This window comes from Phyllobacterium trifolii, assembly GCF_014192095.1.
Classification (GTDB): Bacteria; Pseudomonadota; Alphaproteobacteria; order Rhizobiales; family Rhizobiaceae; genus Phyllobacterium; species Phyllobacterium trifolii.
In genome coordinates this window covers 321,712-338,688 of record NZ_JACHXN010000003.1, presented here as the reverse complement: position 1 = coordinate 338,688, position 16,977 = coordinate 321,712, and the positions used below count along the sequence as shown (strand labels likewise).

The 16,977-nt window shown below is 58.1% G+C and carries 14 protein-coding genes; 10 read left to right on the top strand and 4 right to left on the bottom strand.

Features of this window, described 5'->3' with window-relative positions; translation table 11 throughout:
• The first annotated feature begins 233 nt into the window (after nucleotides 1-233).
• From FHS21_RS06720 to xth, 7 genes are all read left to right on the top strand, one after another.
• Nucleotides 234-512: a hypothetical protein gene (locus FHS21_RS06720; RefSeq protein ID WP_112551595.1), complete on the top strand. Its 279-nt coding sequence runs from the start codon at nucleotides 234-236 to the stop codon at nucleotides 510-512.
• A gap of 283 nt (nucleotides 513-795) precedes the next feature.
• Nucleotides 796-1,005 carry a hypothetical protein gene (locus tag FHS21_RS06715; protein WP_183661422.1) on the top strand — a complete coding sequence of 70 codons (210 nt, stop codon included), beginning with the start codon at nucleotides 796-798 and terminating at the stop codon, nucleotides 1,003-1,005.
• Between the two features lie 439 nt (nucleotides 1,006-1,444).
• Nucleotides 1,445-1,690 carry a hypothetical protein gene (locus tag FHS21_RS06710; protein WP_162701859.1) on the top strand — a complete coding sequence of 82 codons (246 nt, stop codon included), beginning with the start codon at nucleotides 1,445-1,447 and terminating at the stop codon, nucleotides 1,688-1,690.
• Between the two features lie 284 nt (nucleotides 1,691-1,974).
• Nucleotides 1,975-2,421, top strand: a complete 447-nt coding sequence (locus tag FHS21_RS06705; protein ID WP_112527489.1) for a c-type cytochrome — start codon at nucleotides 1,975-1,977, stop codon at nucleotides 2,419-2,421.
• An 8-nt stretch (nucleotides 2,422-2,429) separates the two neighbouring features.
• Complete coding sequence (locus tag FHS21_RS06700) at nucleotides 2,430-3,356, top strand: cytochrome c (protein WP_112527487.1); 927 nt, start codon at nucleotides 2,430-2,432, stop codon at nucleotides 3,354-3,356.
• 132 nt (nucleotides 3,357-3,488) lie between these two features.
• Nucleotides 3,489-4,457, top strand: coding sequence for an aliphatic sulfonate ABC transporter substrate-binding protein (locus tag FHS21_RS06695; protein ID WP_112527485.1), 969 nt, complete (start codon nucleotides 3,489-3,491; stop codon nucleotides 4,455-4,457).
• A gap of 132 nt (nucleotides 4,458-4,589) precedes the next feature.
• Entirely contained in the window at nucleotides 4,590-5,360 is a 771-nt protein-coding gene (xth, locus tag FHS21_RS06690) for an exodeoxyribonuclease III (protein WP_112528077.1), read from the top strand.
• A 55-nt stretch (nucleotides 5,361-5,415) separates the two neighbouring features.
• Here the strand turns inward: xth and FHS21_RS06685 are convergent, their stop codons facing one another.
• From FHS21_RS06685 to FHS21_RS06675, 3 genes are all read right to left on the bottom strand, one after another.
• Nucleotides 5,416-6,132, bottom strand: a complete 717-nt coding sequence (locus tag FHS21_RS06685; RefSeq protein ID WP_162701858.1) for a LysR substrate-binding domain-containing protein — start codon at nucleotides 6,130-6,132, stop codon at nucleotides 5,416-5,418.
• A gap of 80 nt (nucleotides 6,133-6,212) precedes the next feature.
• Nucleotides 6,213-9,986: an autotransporter domain-containing protein gene (locus tag FHS21_RS06680; protein WP_183661420.1), complete on the bottom strand. Its 3,774-nt coding sequence runs from the start codon at nucleotides 9,984-9,986 to the stop codon at nucleotides 6,213-6,215.
• A 186-nt stretch (nucleotides 9,987-10,172) separates the two neighbouring features.
• Nucleotides 10,173-11,702: a helicase HerA-like C-terminal domain-containing protein gene (locus FHS21_RS06675; protein WP_112527477.1), complete on the bottom strand. Its 1,530-nt coding sequence runs from the start codon at nucleotides 11,700-11,702 to the stop codon at nucleotides 10,173-10,175.
• A 327-nt stretch (nucleotides 11,703-12,029) separates the two neighbouring features.
• On the opposite strand from FHS21_RS06675, the gene FHS21_RS06670 reads away from it, so the two are divergent.
• Nucleotides 12,030-12,395: a DUF2267 domain-containing protein gene (locus FHS21_RS06670; protein ID WP_112527475.1), complete on the top strand. Its 366-nt coding sequence runs from the start codon at nucleotides 12,030-12,032 to the stop codon at nucleotides 12,393-12,395.
• Nucleotides 12,396-12,448: 53 nt separating this feature from the next.
• Here FHS21_RS06670 and FHS21_RS06665 read toward each other — a convergent pair whose 3' ends face one another.
• The gene (locus FHS21_RS06665) at nucleotides 12,449-13,213 is read right to left on the bottom strand and encodes an SDR family oxidoreductase (RefSeq protein ID WP_112528075.1); all 765 of its coding nucleotides are present in this window, start codon (nucleotides 13,211-13,213) and stop codon (nucleotides 12,449-12,451) included.
• 187 nt (nucleotides 13,214-13,400) lie between these two features.
• Here FHS21_RS06665 and FHS21_RS06660 point away from each other — a divergent pair, with 187 nt between their 5' ends.
• Both FHS21_RS06660 and scpA read left to right on the top strand, forming a co-directional pair.
• Nucleotides 13,401-14,843 carry a methylmalonyl-CoA mutase family protein gene (locus tag FHS21_RS06660; protein WP_112527473.1) on the top strand — a complete coding sequence of 481 codons (1,443 nt, stop codon included), beginning with the start codon at nucleotides 13,401-13,403 and terminating at the stop codon, nucleotides 14,841-14,843.
• 1 nt (nucleotide 14,844) lies between these two features.
• The gene (scpA, locus tag FHS21_RS06655) at nucleotides 14,845-16,977 is read left to right on the top strand and encodes a methylmalonyl-CoA mutase (RefSeq protein ID WP_112527471.1); all 2,133 of its coding nucleotides are present in this window, start codon (nucleotides 14,845-14,847) and stop codon (nucleotides 16,975-16,977) included.

The window sequence follows — 16,977 nt, the reverse complement described above, 5'->3', positions numbered from 1 at the left end:
GCAGAGTTTATTTTGTTTATTTTATTGGAACATTTATATGGGAATCGATCTATTATTTAACGACGTGAATTCAATTCATTGTCCTGATTTGTCCCCCGACCATGGGGACAGCGCTGTCACTTTCGCCCGCCAGCGATTCGCGTCAAGACGCCGGGATGAAAGCAAACCCCATTTTTCAAGCGCCGCGACTATCGACGCCCCCTGCCATTAACGACAACTCCACGGAGGCCAAGATGGAAAAGATTCTATTGATGATCGCCATTGATTATCATGAACAGGCTCGGGCTGAAGTCGCTCGACTTGTTCTTTCATGCACCAGACTCAAGGCAGCAGGCGTCGACACCGAGCTGCTCGATAAGCGTCTCGAGACAGCAAGGGAAGTCGAACGGTGCATCAGAGATGAAATGCTGCGCTGCCCCACAGAATATATTGAGAATGCTGCCGCCAAGGTCGTGCATCTACGCCGGACCTTTACGCAGGACCATGCGACAAGCGAGGCGGGTGGGCGCTAATTCTCCCATAACTATCCTGGCGGCAATTGTCGCTTGTTGCACAGAAGTGGCCCCGTCATTGGCGGGGCCGCTTTGCATTCATCACTTCGAAAAACGTGTGACCAATCCATTGCTGCAGTAACGAATCCCCCGCCCTATTTGAGAAACATTTCAGAAACGAAACACCACATGCGGGAAATAGCGCCGAAACATCCGCATCGGATAAAGAGGCAGGTGGAACGATTCTACACCTGCGCGTTGCAGTCCCTCCTCCTCTGTTACCCACCAAAGGAAACCCAAGGATATGAAAACGTCTCTTTACTCAGCTCTCGGCCTCGCTATCGCCCTCGCCGTCTCCGCACCAGTGCTTGCCACGAGTGCAAGCGCTGCTGAACCGATCCATCACAGGCACCACCGCGTCTATCATCATCATCATCATCATCACGTCGTGCATCATCCAAAGCATCATGCATGGCACAAGCATCATGGAAAGCCCGTCTACAAACACGCATAAGACAGAACATACAAACATATGGGCCGGTTATCAGTTGATGATGACCGGCATCTTCATTGCACACTGCCCGGAGACCATTTGGACGCTCCGGCGGCCGCAGAATCGCGAACGAACCGCCCGGATATGCGTGCTTTTTCACGCATTGGAACAACACGTTCTCAAAAGTGATCGCCCCTTTTTGATCCCTGCCCCATTGCTGACCGTTATTCATCCAAGGTTCAGAGAATTGGACTTATGTCTAATATCTCAGGGACGTTTAAGTGTTGAAAGCCTTTGGCAAAAGCGGGGGCTTTCACTGGAGGTACAATGAGAAAGTTGATTTCAGCCCTAAGCGCGGTTTTGGTGTCGATCGGGACACTTGTACCAGTCGAAACGGCCAGCGCCGCGCCTATGACCATTCAGCAGCCAGTCGAGACCTCGAAGGCTGCTCAGAACCCAAATGTCGAAACCGTCCGCCATCGTGACCGGTGGGACCGCCGGCATCATCGCCGCTGGGACCGCAGGCACTACGGTTGGGAACGCAGGCATCATCGCCGCTGGGATCGCAGGTACTATGGTGACCGGTATTACCGCCGCCCCTACTACCGTGATCGCCCATACTATCGAACCTGGGATGACCCTTACCGTTACCGCAGGAGCGGGATCTATTTACAGTTCTGACAACATGACCAGCCCCGGCGTCTGACGCCGGGGCTTTTTGCTTTAGGGGTTGTTGAGATTCATGCTATGACGCGGCGAAAATGGTGGTTTTCGAGCATCGGAGCGCAGCGTACTTCAAGGTACGTGAGCACCGGAGCGCGGAAAAACGCCATTTGCAGGCCGTCAGAGCGTGAATACCGATAGGCCCTAACTGCTGACAAACGAAAATGTGATCGAAACGACCGCGTGCTTTTCGCAATGTATAATCTAGAGTGCCCACCGGAAGCCCTTGAAGCCACAATACTTTAGCCACAAGAGTCGGAGACACCCATGAACAGACTGATTTCGTTTGCTGCGGCGCCTTTGCTTGCCATCGCACTTTCGGCACCGGCAAGCGCCGATGCGCTCGCTGACCGCCAGGCGCTCATGAAGGATCAGGGCAAGACCGTCGGCAGCATCACGCCGATCATCAAAGGCGAAAAGCCGTTCGACGCCGATGCGGTAAAGGCCGCGCTGGTACACCTGAACGAGGATGCGCAGAAGATCGATGTGGCGACGCTGTTCCCAGCGGGCTCGGACCAGGGCAAGACCACCGTTTCGCCAAAGATCTGGGAAGACAATGCCGGCTTTGTCGCCGCCGTAGCGAAATACCAGAAAGACGCAGCCGCGGCAGCCGAAGCCAACCCGACGGACCTCGATAGCTTCAAGGTCGTCTTCAACCAGGTAGCCGAGAATTGCGCTTCCTGCCACAAGGCATTCCGCATCAAGAAAGACTAGGTAAAAGGATGATGCGCAAGCTCGCATTGCTCATCATCATTCTGGCACTGATTGGCGGGGCCGGGTTCTGGCTGCTCTCGGCACCCTCCCATGTCGATCCGGCAAAGCTTGCCGCGGTAGCTCCCGGTGATCCACAACGTGGCATGGGCATCTTCTGGCAAGGAGGCTGCGCCTCCTGCCATGCAGCCCCGGGTGCCAAGGGCGATGCACGGCTGGTGCTGGCGGGCGGTGTCAACCTCGTCACGCCGTTCGGCACCTTCGTAACGCCAAACATTTCCCCATCGAAGCAAGGCATCGGCGACTGGTCCTTCTCCGATCTCGCCAATGCGATGATGGAAGGCGTCTCGCCAGATGGCAGGCATTTTTATCCGGCCTTCCCGTATACATCCTACGCGCGCATGCAGGTGCAGGATATTGCCGATCTCTACGCTTTCCTGAAGACCCTGCCGCAGTCCGACAATGTCGCCGGGCCGCACAAGCTAGGTTTTCCTTTCAACATCCGGCGCGGCATTGGTCTGTGGAAGCGGCTTTTCCTTTCGCCGCAGCCGGTCCTCACGCTGGCCAATGCCACCGATGTGATCAAGCGCGGGCAATATCTGGCGGAAGGCCCGGGCCATTGCGGCGAATGCCATACTCCCCGCGATGTCATTGGTGGGCCGGACAACACGCAATGGCTGGCGGGCGCCAAGGCGCCGGAGGGCAAGGGCGTCATCCCGAACATCACCGGCGGCGAAGGCGGCATTGATTCCTGGTCCGAAAAGGACATTTCCTATGCGCTGGAGAGCGGTTTCACGCCGGATTTCGACTCGCTCGGCGGCTCGATGACGGATGTGGTCCTCAATATGGCGCATCTCGAGCCTGCGGATCGTGACGCAATAGCCGCCTATCTCAAGGCTGTGCCCGCGCATCCGAATGGGTTTCCGGCGGCGAAGTGATTTCGCCGCCTACGCCAAAACAGGCATGATTTTCCCCATCCCCGCGATTGTTCGCACGTTCTGACGTCGCCGACGCTGATCCATTGCGCCATCCTTTGTCGGAGCCAACGTTATTGGAAAGGGATGCCTCGCATGATCAATCGCAGACAAACTCTCGCTTTTCTCGGTGCTGCCGCCGCTGCAACGACGTTGCCCTTCGCAGCACATGGAGCTTCGGAATCGCCAAAAACACTCCGCATCGGCTGGCAGAAAAATGGCGTCCTGGCACTGGCCAAAGGCAACGGCGCGTTGGAAAAACGTTTCGAACAGCGCGGCATCGATGTCAGCTGGTCGGAATTCTCTTCCGGTCCCCCGCTCCTCGAGGCACTCGGCGCCGGGGCTATCGACTTCGGCCCGACAGGCGATGTGCCTCCGCTTTTCGCGCAGGCGGCGGGCGGAAATCTGGTCTATGCCGGAACCTATCGGGGCCCACCGGCGGGTTCGGCCATTCTGGTCCACAAGGATTCACCATTGCAGTCCATAGCCGATCTCAAGGGCAAGCGCGTCGCCTTCAAACGTGGTTCCAGCGCCCACAATTTCACGGTCAAAGCTTTGCGGACGGCCGGGCTGTCCGTGACTGATATCGTTGCATCCGACCTTTCCCCTCCCGACGCGGCCGCTGCCTTCACTGCAGGTCAGATCGACGCCTGGACAATCTGGGATCCCTATTTTGCCGTGGCCGAGAAGCGTCCGGAAGCGCGGGTGCTGGCAACGGGGAAAGGCATCGTCGAGTCCTGGTCGTTTTTTCTCAGCAATGGCGAGTTTGCTGCTTCGCATGGGGATGTTCTGGCGGATGTCCTCGATGAGCTGACGCTTGTCGGCCGGTCAGCGCAAGACAATCTTGACGAGACGGTTCGGATCCTTGCGAAGATAACCGGCGTGCCGGAGGATATCCAGAAGGTTGTCCTGACGCGCGAGGGAGCGGATCTTGGCAGGGTGGCTGGCGTTACACCGGAAGCCATTGCCTATCAGCAGGCATTGGCCGATGAGTTCTTTGACCTCAAGATCGTGCCGAAGAAGCTCAATGTCAGCGATATCGTATGGCGGGCCAAGCAGGCTTGAGGAACGTCAGGCGCTCTGTGATTTGACGTGACCAGTCGGGCGCAGCTTCCATTGCGCCCGGCTTTATCTCATGATGCAGGCAACGACTCGATGCAACTATCAGAAACGTTTCCGGCTCAGAGCCCGCTCTTGATGAAGATTGCCACATTCAACGTAAACGGCATCAACGGCCGGCTCGCCTTGCTCTTGCGATGGCTTGCAGAAGCTGAGCCGGATGTCGTGTGCTTGCAGGAGCTCAAGGCGCCTCAGGAAAAATTCCCGGAGCGAGCGATCCGCGCCGCCGGATATGGTGCGATCTGGCACGGACAGAAGAGCTGGAACGGCGTTGCCATTCTTGCCAAGGGCACCGAGCCTATCGAGACCACACGCGGCCTGCCCGGAGAACCGGACGATAGCCATAGCCGCTACATCGAAGCGGCCGTGAATGGTGTCCTGATCGGATGCATGTATGTTCCGAACGGAAATCCGTCACCGGGCCCCAAATTCGATTACAAGCTGCGCTGGTACGACCGCCTTTCGCAACGCGCTCAGGAACTGCTTGCGACAGGCGCGCCCATTGTGCTTGCCGGCGATTATAATGTGATGCCGACGGATCTGGATGTTTACAAGCCCGAGCGCTGGACCGACGACGCGCTTTTCCGCCCCGAAGTCAGAGAGGCCTTCGCGAAACTTGTTGCGCAAGGGTGGACCGATGCCATTCGCCACCTGCATCCCGACGAGAAAATCTACACGTTCTGGGACTATTTCAGAAACGCCTGGGGCCGCAATGCCGGCCTGCGCCTCGACCACTTCCTGCTCAGTCCTTCAATCGCCGATCGATTGAGCAGCGCTGATGTCGATCGTCACGTCAGGGGCTGGGACCACGCAAGCGACCACGCTCCCACCTGGATCGTTTTGGATTAACCGCGTCCAAAAGGCAGCAAGCGCAAACCACCCCAGCCTAGCGATGCTGCCCGAACTACATTTGACGACACCGCGCCGTTTTCTCAACCACGCCAAAAAGCCAGGCGACACCCCTGTCCATCATTGCCGCCTTGGTCGCGACGGCGAGAATCTGATCGGGCGGGCGTCCTAGAGGAATCTCGGCAATCTCAAGGTCGAGCCGCCCTGCATACGCCTCCGCCAGGCGTCGGGGTACTGCAGTCGCGAAATTCGTCCCGGACAGCATCAGCATCGCCTGCATGAAGTTTGGTACAGTCAGAGCTACCCTGCGTGAACGGCCAAGCGCAGCGAGATAATCGTCAAACATGCCGTGACTGTCGCCTGTAAGCGATACAACGATATGCTGCATATCGCAGTACTGATCGAGGGAGGGATCTTTGGGATAACCATGTCCTGCCCTCGTCACGATCACGAAACTCTCTTCGTAGAGGGTCGACATCACAAAGCGGGCGGGTACCGATTGAAGCGGCACGATTGCAATATCAAGACTGCCGGCTTCAAGCTCATCGAGCACCGGCTCCCAAGCGGTTTGAAGGCCCCTTGCCCTGTTGGGCGGTAGAAGCTGTCGTACGCCAAGATCGATGCGGGGGGCCAATGATCGGAGAGCATCGAGCAGCGGCGGCAGTAACACTGCCGAGACACCATCCGGTGCGCCAATCGTAAAACGCCGCCGTGATGTCGACGGATCAAAGGCCTCGGCTGTCGAGACAATATCGCCAATGCGAGAAAGCACGTCCGACACCGGTTCCCGCAGGCGCTGCCAAGACGCGCCGGCACAGCCGGCGATTTTACTGGATGAGTGCCTCCATCGCTCTAGAACCTTACCGTCAGATCGGCTTTTACCGCATTGTCGCTGGCGCTGTCCGAAAACTGCCCGTTATAGGTCAGGCCGAGCGTGGTGTTCCTGCCGAATCCCCCCTTCGACGGGCTCAGGATGAAGTCGAACCCCGCCTCGACGATGCCCATATCTTGCGCGACCGGCAGGCCTTTGACGTCAAAGGGCTGGCCACCGGCAAAGGCCAAGCGCTGCTCCGGCGTCACATCGCCGAAGGCATGGCTCCAGCCAAGCAGTCCTCGCGCCGTCAGGCTGATCGTGTCGCCATAAGCAAAGTCATGCGATGCCCGAAGGCCGAGTGTCGTCGTCAGGTCGCTCGTCCCGCCAAGCCCGGTCAGATTGCTGATCCCGCCGCTTTCTTGAAAGCCGTCGCTCTTCAGATGCACGTAGCTTGCCGCGGCGAAGGGCTCGAAATCGGCATAAGCCGTTTTGACCGCATAGCCGAGCTCGCCGAATACCTGCACGGTCTTCGCATCGTAGGAAGCGCTGTGTCTGTTGAGAAGATTGCCGAACACCGCCGTGCGGTCCGTAGAGATCTCATTTTGGGTAAGGGCCGTGCCAAGGCTCAAGCGCAGATTGTCCCACGCGGTACCGCCGTAAAGCCCGATAGAATAGCTGTCGACCGAGGCATTCGAAGCTCGGCTATCGAGCGAGGTGTTGCCATAACCGGCCAGCACACCCATGCGCCAATCATCCACGATCACACCGTCGAGCCCGGTGACGAAGCCGCCGGTATTACGGCTATAGCCCGCCGCATTGCTGTCCCCGCCCGCATGCGCCCATCCGCCATAAGCCTCGCCCCACAGGGCGGTCGTGGCTGGTGCCGGGGCTCCTTCGGCAAGCTCAGGATGTGCGTCAAAGGCATCACTTGCTCTGGCTTTCTTCGACGGAGCGTAAGCCAGCGGTGACGCTATCACCGCCTGCTCCTTGACGGTGACCCCGTCGAAGGCAGCGCGGATACGGTTTTGCGCCGCATTGCCGATCACGTTTGCATCCTTGGCAAGCACGCCGGAAAGCGTCGCATGGGCTTCACCCGAGAGATTATCATAGGGCAAGACTTCGCCGATTACCGAGAACAGCACCGTGTTGAGCAGCGGGTTGCCGAGTTCAAGCTCCTTGATTGCGCCGCCGATGGCGATCTGGTTCGGCGTCTTCGCATCGACGAGAACGAGGTTTTTGACGCGCTCTTTCAGCAAGCGCAGTGCTTCTTCGCGCGCCAGCCGATCCTGTGCATCTTTTCCTTCCTTCGCCAGCCGGTCCCGTTCGTCCCGCCCTGCATCAGTCAGGCCGAAGCCGAGGGTGACTTTGTTCGCATCGCTGTAGTGCAACTCCGCTGTCACGTAATTATACTGCGGCAATACACTGTCAAACCTGCCCGTGACGCCTTTTCCGGCGTTCAGGACCTCATACGACTTGTCCAGGAAAAACCCTTCAATCGTTTTCTGACTCAGGAGCGCCACCTTATTTTCAAGGCGCACGGCAACGATGCCGCCCAGCAGGTTTGCGGTTCCATCGACTTTGAGCAGGTCGGCGCCGCTCGCGTCCCACATGATCCCGATATTCAAGAGGCTTCCCGGATGAAAGGTCGCATCGCCCGTAACGGTCAGAACGCCGATTTCCGTGCCATGGGGCGGCCAGGATTTGACCAGGCCATCATCCTGCTCCTGCGTATGGAACTGACCCGCAGGCGAAACCAAACCGTCCCGGTTGACGACAAGGCTGGCGACCGAGCCGCCCTTGCCACCAAGCTCGCCGCCAGCATTGACCGTCGCATTGCCGGTCATGCCATAGACAGCGGCAAAGCCGCCATTCAAGGTCAGATCGCCAGTTTTGCCGGTCTGGTTGACGCGCAATTCGCCGCCTTGGTTGATCGTCGCATTGGCTGCCGTGCCATCGATCGAAAGCCGACCAGTGTAATTGACAACAGCGTTCGAGGTGATCGAACCGCCCTCAGCAATGGCAAGCTTGCCGCCATCGACGATCGTATCGCCGCGATAGGTGTTCGTGCCGGCAAGCGTCAGCGTGCCCGATCCGGATTTGGTGAGCCCGGCGTCATAGGTCTTGGTTGCGAGATAGGCGGTGCGGGATTCAGTGGACGCGAATTCGGATTTGATAGCCTCTGCCGCCGGCTGAGCAATCAACCTTGCGGTAGCCAGATCATCTGTGTAGCGGGCAATGAAATCGGCATAGTCTGTTTCAGTGCTCCGACGCCGTGTCCATCGGGGATGGGACTTTGCATAGAGCGCGAGCAATACGGACGCCACGGGGTCGGCTTTGGCAGCGGCCAACGCGGCTTGCAATTTCTCGTCTTCGAAGTTTTCCTCTATATTGGCTGCGATCGCTGCCTCGAGCAGTTGTTTGCCTTCCGGTACATCATTGACGAGAGTGCCGGCAAGTGTCTCGACCAGATTGGCGGGAATCCCGTGGTTCAAACCGAGAGCGGTCTTTCTGGCACTCCACGCCGTTACCTCCTGCTGCTCCTCCTTTTGCCGCTGGTCGAGCGCGACTTGCGAAATATCGTTGGACCATGTGTCGGTAACGCCCTCTCCCAGATTGGCGTTGAACCGCGACAGGAACTGCGCCGGGCCATCCATGGCCTTGGCGATATCGATGCGGCCCCAGCCAAACTTGGCGTCGACGCCCGCCTCGCCTATGTCCGTTGCTGTAGTAAGCATGGTCTGACGAATTTCATTATTGCCGAGGCCCGGAAAACGCTGCATCAGCAAAGCCAGCGTCGCGGAAGCATGGGGTGTCGCTGACGATGTGCCGCCAGAACTGGCATACCCATCATCGAGATACGTGCTTATCGAGCCACTGCCGGTGCGGAAATACACCAGTATTTGGCTGCACCGCATTTGTTGCTGGCGCCCAGTTCCTCGGGACTCTCCAAATTGGCAAACGGCGATCCAGTTCTTTTCGAGCTCTGGCCGGTAGTAGGGCAGTATCGGCGTAATTGCGGGATTGGCTGTTCCCTCATTATAGCCAGCGACAACCTGGATCACACCAGCATTTGCGGCATCGGCCATCGCATCCAGATAGGAAGGCTTGGGCGCACGGGAATAAAACCCGTTGAGATAGTCAAAACCGCCTGTAACTCCCGGTGATTGGCCCCAGCTGTTACTGATGATGCGCACACCGGATTTGACCAGCCCTTCCTGCACAAGCTTGAAATATTCGTATGGCCTCGTCGCATATTCCAGATCGTGGCTATCGTCGAGCCCAGTGCTGCCGATCACGAGATCCGCGCTGTAGGCCAGGCCCATCATGCCAGTATGGTCACGCGCTGCGCCAAGAAGCCCGGCCATTTTTGTGCCGTGCCCATCCTTTGGATCATCGCCGCGAATGTCGAACGGTGTTCCGTCGGCATAAGTGCCCGTATAGCTGAGAACCGTGATGTTCTTGTCCCTGAATTCGGGATGACTTACCTTCGTGCCGCTATCAAGGAGGCCGATAAGAATGCCCTTGCCAGTGATACCGCGCGCAAATGCAGCTTCAGCATTGATGGCTGCGAATCCCCATGTTCCCTTGAGTTCCGGATCGTCGCGCCAGCTGTGCATGGCTGCGGCAAGATCGCTTGTGCGAGAGCCGTCCGCGTTGAAATACTTGCCCGCCTCCTGCGCCAAGGCGGGAACTGTTGGCAATGCGATAGCGATCGCAGCTACTGACACAAACGAAAGCAGTTTGCGTCGGGCGCGGTGAAATGAAGGCGATAGCGGAGAACGGGCGGAATCCGCCCCTGAAAATGCATACATGAAAAGCGTCCTTTAAAAAATCAGGCAATATGAAGTGCAATAATAGCTGGCAGATTTTGCGGTTGTATGCCGTTGTGTCAACTGCCTGAATTCGAGGCACGGTTAATTAATATGCATGTTGCAAAAAAACACACAATTTCAGGTTGTTAGATTGACAGTCTAATCGTGAAAATTGCAGACCGGCGCTCACCGTCGGCTCAGGCTACCCAATATCCCGCGCACCAGCGCGCGGCCCAGCGACCCCCCGACGGAGCGGACGACGGATTTCATCGCCGCTTCCGCCACGGTCTGGCGGCCTCTCACCTGGCCTCCACGCGGGCCGGTCTTCGGTTCGCCGCCGAGGAAATCGGGCAGCCGCCAACCGCCCGTGCTATCGGCACTGGCCTCCTGCGCCGCCTCCGCTTCGGTCTTTGTCTGCGCCGCCTTCTTCTGCAAAAGCTCATAGGCGGATTCGCGGTCGACCATCTCGTCATAGAGGCCAGCGACCGGGCTCGCATTGATCAGTGTCTGACGCTCGTCGCTGGTCAGCGGCCCGATGCGTCCTGCCGGCGGGCGGATCAATGTCCGCTGCACCATGGAGGGAACGCCCTTGTCGGCCAGCGTCGAAACCAGCGCCTCGCCGGTGGCAAGATTGGTGATCGCTTCGAACGTATTGAAGGTCGGATTGGCACGGAAGGTGTCGGCTGCGGTCTTCACCGCATTCTGCTCGCGCGGCGTGTAGGCCCGCAGCGCATGTTGCACGCGGTTGCCGAGCTGCGCCAGCACCGTTTCCGGCACATCCAGCGGGTTTTGCGAAATGAAGAACACGCCGACGCCCTTGGAGCGGATCAGGCGCACCACCTGCTCGACGCGGGTCAGCAACGCTTTCGGCGCTTCGTTGAAGAGCAGGTGCGCCTCGTCGAAGAAGAAGACCAGGCGCGGCTTTTCCGGATCGCCGATTTCCGGCAGCTCTTCGAAAAGTTCCGACAACAGCCAGAGCAGGAACGTCGAATAGAGCCGCGGGTTCATCATCAGCTTGTCGGCCGCAAGGACGCTGACCAGACCGCGGCCATTTGTGTCCGTGCGCATGATGTCAGCGATCTTCAGCGCCGGTTCGCCGAAGAATTTCGTGCCGCCCTGTTGTTCCAGCACCAGGAGCGAGCGCTGGATCGCACCGACCGAAGGCTTCGTGACATTGCCATAGCGGGCAGAGATTTCTTCGGCACGTTCCGCGATATTGACCAGCAGCGACTGCAGATCCTTCATGTCGAGGAGGAGCAGCCCCTCCTCGTCGGCGATCTTGAAGGCAATGTTCAAGACGCCTTCCTGCGCTTCCGTCAGGTTCATCAGGCGCGAGAGCAGCAAGGGACCCATTTCCGAAATGGTGGCGCGGATCGGGTGTCCCTGCTCGCCGAAAATATCCCAGAAGATCACCGGTGAGGCAGAATGCTCGTAAGGATCGAGTTTGACGTCGGCGGCGCGCTTGACGAGAAAATCCTTGTCGTCGCCCTTGGCGCCGATGCCCGAAAGATCGCCTTTGATGTCGGCGCAGAAAACCGGAACGCCAGCTTTCGAAAAGCCTTCAGCCAGTACTTGTAGCGTGACCGTCTTACCCGTACCGGTTGCGCCAGTGACCAGGCCATGCCGGTTGCCGAATTTCAGCAGCAAAGATTCCGCCTGCTGATAGGTATCGTCGGGCTTGCGGCTTGCACCAAGGAAAATACTGTCATCGGCCATGTCGTTCGTCCTCGTCGCGACGGTCACTTTATCCACGGTATAAACAGCCAAACTCCACGCGACAATGGCCAAGGCTTTATCGTCTCTGGAAAATTGCCGATGCCCGGCAAATTCCGGAATGCAAATGGAACAGAAAAATACGATTCCTGCACAAGACTTACGTGTTCCCATGCAAGAAAGTGCGAATCTGGCGCAGGAATTTCATCGCCCGATTGCAATTTGATTGTACGAGGTTGAGAGAATGATCCAAATTGACTTAGAGCTTGTGCGGAGGAATATTCCCGCATATTACGTAAACGTAATTCATATCAGACGGGAGATAGAACTATGGATGAACTTATCGCGCGTATTTCCGCCAATGTCGGTACCGATCCGGACACGGCTCGCAAGGCTGTCGGTCTCATTCTGGCATTCCTGCAGAAAGAAGCGCCAGCCGACAAGGTTGACCAGTTGATTGCCGGCGTTCCCGGCGCTGAAGCTGCCATTGCCGAAGCCAACAACAGCGGCGGCGGACTTTCCGGCCTGATGCCGGGCGTCATGGGCCTCGGTTCCAAGCTGATGGGTATTGGCCTCGGCATGGGCGAAATCACCGGCATTTCCAAGGAAACCATTGCTTTTGCTCGTGAAAAAGCCGGCAGCGGGCCAGTCGACGAGGTGGTGAATTCCATTCCGGGTCTGAGCCAGTTCGTTTAAACCGGCCTCATCGCCGATCCTGAGCGCGCGCTTTTCGGCGCGCGGTTTTGTTTTCAGGTCCGGTTGATCGAGACGCCGCCGTCCACCAGCATTGCCGAGCCCGTGGTAAAACTCGACGCATCGGACGCGAGATAGAGCACTGACCTGGCGATTTCTTCAGGCGCTGCCCGTCGCTTAAGCGCATGTAATCCCTCAACAAAAGCAAGCTTCTCCGGCGTATCGACCCAGGCCTCCGCCATGCTGGTTGCGGTTCCGCCTGGCAGAATCGCATTCACTCTGATCCCTTGTGGACCAAGCTCTGCGGCGAGCGTCTTCATCAGGCCGATGACTCCTGCCTTGCTGGCGGCATAGGCCGCGGTGCCCGGCATTCCCACCGTGTGGCCGACAAAGGTCGAAGTGAAGATCAGCGAGCCACCGCCTCGTCTCTGCATCGCAGGGATCTGATATTTCGCTCCGAGAAAAGCGCCCGTCAGATTGACGTTCAGCGCCTCGTTCCAGCCCTCGAACGAGACGTCCGGCGTCGGTCCCATTTCTCCATTTGTGCCAGCATTGTTGAAGGCGATGTCAAGCCCGCCAAAGGAGCTTTCCGCCAATTCAACCAATGACTTGGCATAGGCTTCATCACGGACGTCACCGGCCAGAGCGATGGCTTTTCCACCGTCCGATTCGATCGCCGCGACCAACTTGTCAAGCTCACGCTGGCGTCTTGCGGCCACGATGACATTCGCGCCTTCGGCAGCAAAAAGCCTTGCTGTTTCATAACCGATGCCAGAACTCGCGCCGGTCACGATGGCCGTCTTTCCCAATAGCATGTTCATTGTTTTGACCTTTCGCGTTAAACTTGACACCAGCCTTTCACGCCCGCTCCGCTCCAGCCACCCGAAACCAGACACGACGAAAAATTGGGTGTTTTCAATAAGTTGCGCCAGCGGCACTTTGCTTTGTTGCGAAGCAGCATGACTCCTCCTAAAGTCGCGAAAAGAATGCGCGCAACAGGGAGAAAGCATGGACGCGTCACTGCTCAAGCAAACTGAATTTGCGCCGATTGACCGGGATGGCTGGGTTAAACTTGCGCAAAAAGCCCTAAAAGGCGTGGATTTCGATGAATCCCTGATCTCGAAGACAGACGATGCTATCGCCATCGAACCTCTCTATGAACGCCGCCGCAACGCGCTGCTGACCCCGCGAAAAAATCCCTCGAAGCCTTGGCATATCGTCCAGCGGATCGATGATCCGGATCCGGTTCGTGCCAACAGGCAGCTGTTGGAGGAACTGGAAAACGGAGCCACCGGCATTGCTCTGGTATTCGAGGGCGCCCCGAATGCTTTCGGCTATGGCCTCCCCTCGACGCGTGATGCGGTCGACAAGGTGCTCTACGGTGTTCATCTCGACATGATCCATCTGCGCATGGACGTGCATCCGAAAAGCCGTGCCTGTGCCGACTGGTTCGTGGATTACATGCGTCCCCGGGATGTCAATCCGAAGACGCTGAGCTTCTCGCTTGGCATCGATCCCGCCGCCACTCTGGCGGGGACAGGCCGTCTGCGCATGAGCCTTGCAGCGCTGAAAGCCTCGCTGCCACAATCGCTTTCGGGCTTTTTCTCATCCGATCTGCCTGGAATCGTGCTTGAGGCGGACGGCCGCGTCTATCACAATGCAGGTGCCACCGAGGCACAGGAGCTCGGTGCGATGTTGTCCATCACCACTGGTCATTTCCGGCTGTTCGAAGAGGCGCGTCAGCCCATCGTCTACGCTGCTCCACACATCGGTTTTGCACTTTCGGTCGACCAGGATCAGTTCGTTTCGATGGCCAAGGTCCGTGCGTTACGGCGTCTGTGGGCGCGTTTGCAGGAGGCTTGCGGCAGCATGCGCCCCTCGCAGGCAACGATCCATGCCGAAACATCGTACCGTATGATCACGAGGCTCGATCCCGAAACCAATATATTGCGTAACACGATTGCAGGCTTCGCTGCAGCTGCCGGCGGTGCAGATTCGATTGCGGTTTTGCCCCATACGATCGCCCATGGCTTGCCTGATGCCTTTGCACGGCGTCTCGCCCGCAACACACAGCTTGTCATTGCGGAAGAAAGCAAGCTGGCCTTCGTTGCCGATCCGGCTTGCGGTTCAGGTGCGGTGGAAAGTCTGACGGAGAATCTGTGCGAGGCGGCATGGAAGGAATTTCAGGCGCTTGAACATGATGGCGGCATTCTACAAAGCCTTGTTGATGGCAAGTTCCAGGCCCGTATCATTGCAGCCCGGAATGCCCGAACAGAGGAATACCGTTCCGGCAAACGCGCCATCGTGGGTACGACGCTCTTCCCTGCTCGGCAAGAACGGCCGGTCACCGTGCTTGATGCACCCCACATGCCTTTGCCGACGGATGGCGTCGTTCATTGCGAACCGCTAACCTTCCCGCGCATCGATGAAACCTTGCAGGCCCCAAAATAAAATGAGAATTCCGGACTTCACGAAGATCGATTGGCAAGAGCCGAAGCCCCTCGCCCCAACGCCGGAGGCCGCAGCCTGGATCACGCCTGAGGGTATCCAGGTCAAGCGCTCCTATGGCGATGCGGCGCTGCGCGGGCTGCCGCACCTCGATAGCTTTCCCGGTGCCGCGCCGTTCATCCGTGGTCCCTACCCGACGATGTATGTCCAGCAGCCCTGGACTATCCGGCAATATGCCGGCTTCTCGACAGCCGAGGAATCCAATGCCTTTTACCGGCGCAATCTTGGCGCCGGCCAGAAAGGTCTTTCCGTTGCCTTTGATCTCGCCACCCATCGCGGTTATGACAGTGACCACCCCCGCGTCGCAGGCGACGTGGGGATGGCGGGCGTCGCCATCGATTCAATTCTCGATATGCAACAGCTGTTCGACGGTATTCCGCTTGGCGAAATGACCGTTTCCATGACCATGAACGGGGCAGTGCTGCCAATTCTCGCGCTCTACATCGTTGCGGCCGAGGAACAGGGCGTCAGCCAGAAGCAGCTCGCCGGAACCATTCAGAACGATATTCTGAAGGAGTTCATGGTACGCAACACGTATATCTACCCGCCGCAACCTTCGATGCGGATTGTTTCGGACATCTTTTCCTACACGTCGGAAAACATGCCGAAGTTCAATTCGATCTCGATTTCCGGGTATCACATGCAGGAAGCAGGGGCGACCGCCGACCTTGAGCTCGCGTATACGATCGCTGACGGCATCGAATATGCGCGCGCGGGCGTTGCAGCTGGTCAGGACATCGATAGTTTTGCACCGCGCCTCTCCTTCTTCTGGGCGATCGGCATGAATTTCTTCATGGAAGTCGCGAAGCTGCGTGCCGCGCGCCTGCTTTGGGCCGCGTTGATGAAGAAGAACTTCAATCCGAAGGACGAGCGTTCGCTCTCGCTGCGCACCCATTCGCAAACCTCGGGCTGGTCGCTGACAGCACAGGACCCTTACAATAACATAGTACGTACCATGATCGAGGCCATGGCTTCGACACAGGGGCATACCCAGTCACTGCACACGAATTCGTTCGACGAAGCGCTGGCTCTTCCAACCGATCACTCGGCTCACATTGCCCGCAGCACACAGCTGGTCTTGCAAAAGGAGTCCGGCACGACGCGCGCAATCGATCCCTGGGGCGGCTCATTTTATGTCGAGCGGCTCACGCATGACCTTGCCGCCCGTGCCCTCGCCCACATCGACGAGGTCGAAGCGCTGGGCGGCATGGCCAAGGCCATCGAACAGGGCATTCCGAAGATGCGCATCGAAGCCGCCGCCGCCCGCACACAGGCACGTATCGACAGCGGCCGGCAACCGGTCATCGGCGTCAACTCCTATCGCCCGAGCGAGGATATGGAAGTCGACGTGCTGAAAGTCGACAACGCGGAAGTGCGCGCACGCCAGCTTTCCAAGCTGCAGCAGCTGAAGGGAACACGCAACGTTGCCGCGGTCGATGCAGCCTTGTCTGCGCTGACGGCAGCAGCGAAGGCGGGCAAAGGCAATCTGCTCGACCTGGCGATCCAGGCAGCGCGGGCGCGCGCAACGGTCGGCGAGATCTCGTTGGCGCTGGAGAAGGCCTATGGGCGGCATGTAGCCAACATCCACACGATTTCCGGTGTGTACCGTAAGGAGGCCGGGAAGAACGAAGTCATAGACCGCGTTGAAGCCAAAGCGGCTGCTTACGAAAAACGCACGGGGAGGAAGCCTCGTATTCTTGTCGCAAAGATGGGCCAGGACGGCCACGATCGCGGCCAGAAGGTCATAGCAACTGCCTTCGGTGATCTCGGATTCGAGGTCATTGTTGGCGCCATGTTCCAGACGCCTGAAGAAGTTGCCGACCTCGCCATCGAGAGCAACGTCGATATCGTTGGGGTATCATCGCTGGCAGCTGGACATCTCACACTTGTACCGGAGCTTAAGCAGGCGCTGAAACGCCGCGAGCGGGAAGATACTCTTATTATCGTTGGCGGTGTCATACCGCCGCAGGACTTCGATGCAATCCTCAAGGCAGGTGCAACGGCTATTTTCCCGCCCGGCACTGTAATCGGCGAGGCTGCCGAGAAACTCATCGATACCTTGCTGGATTCATTGTGA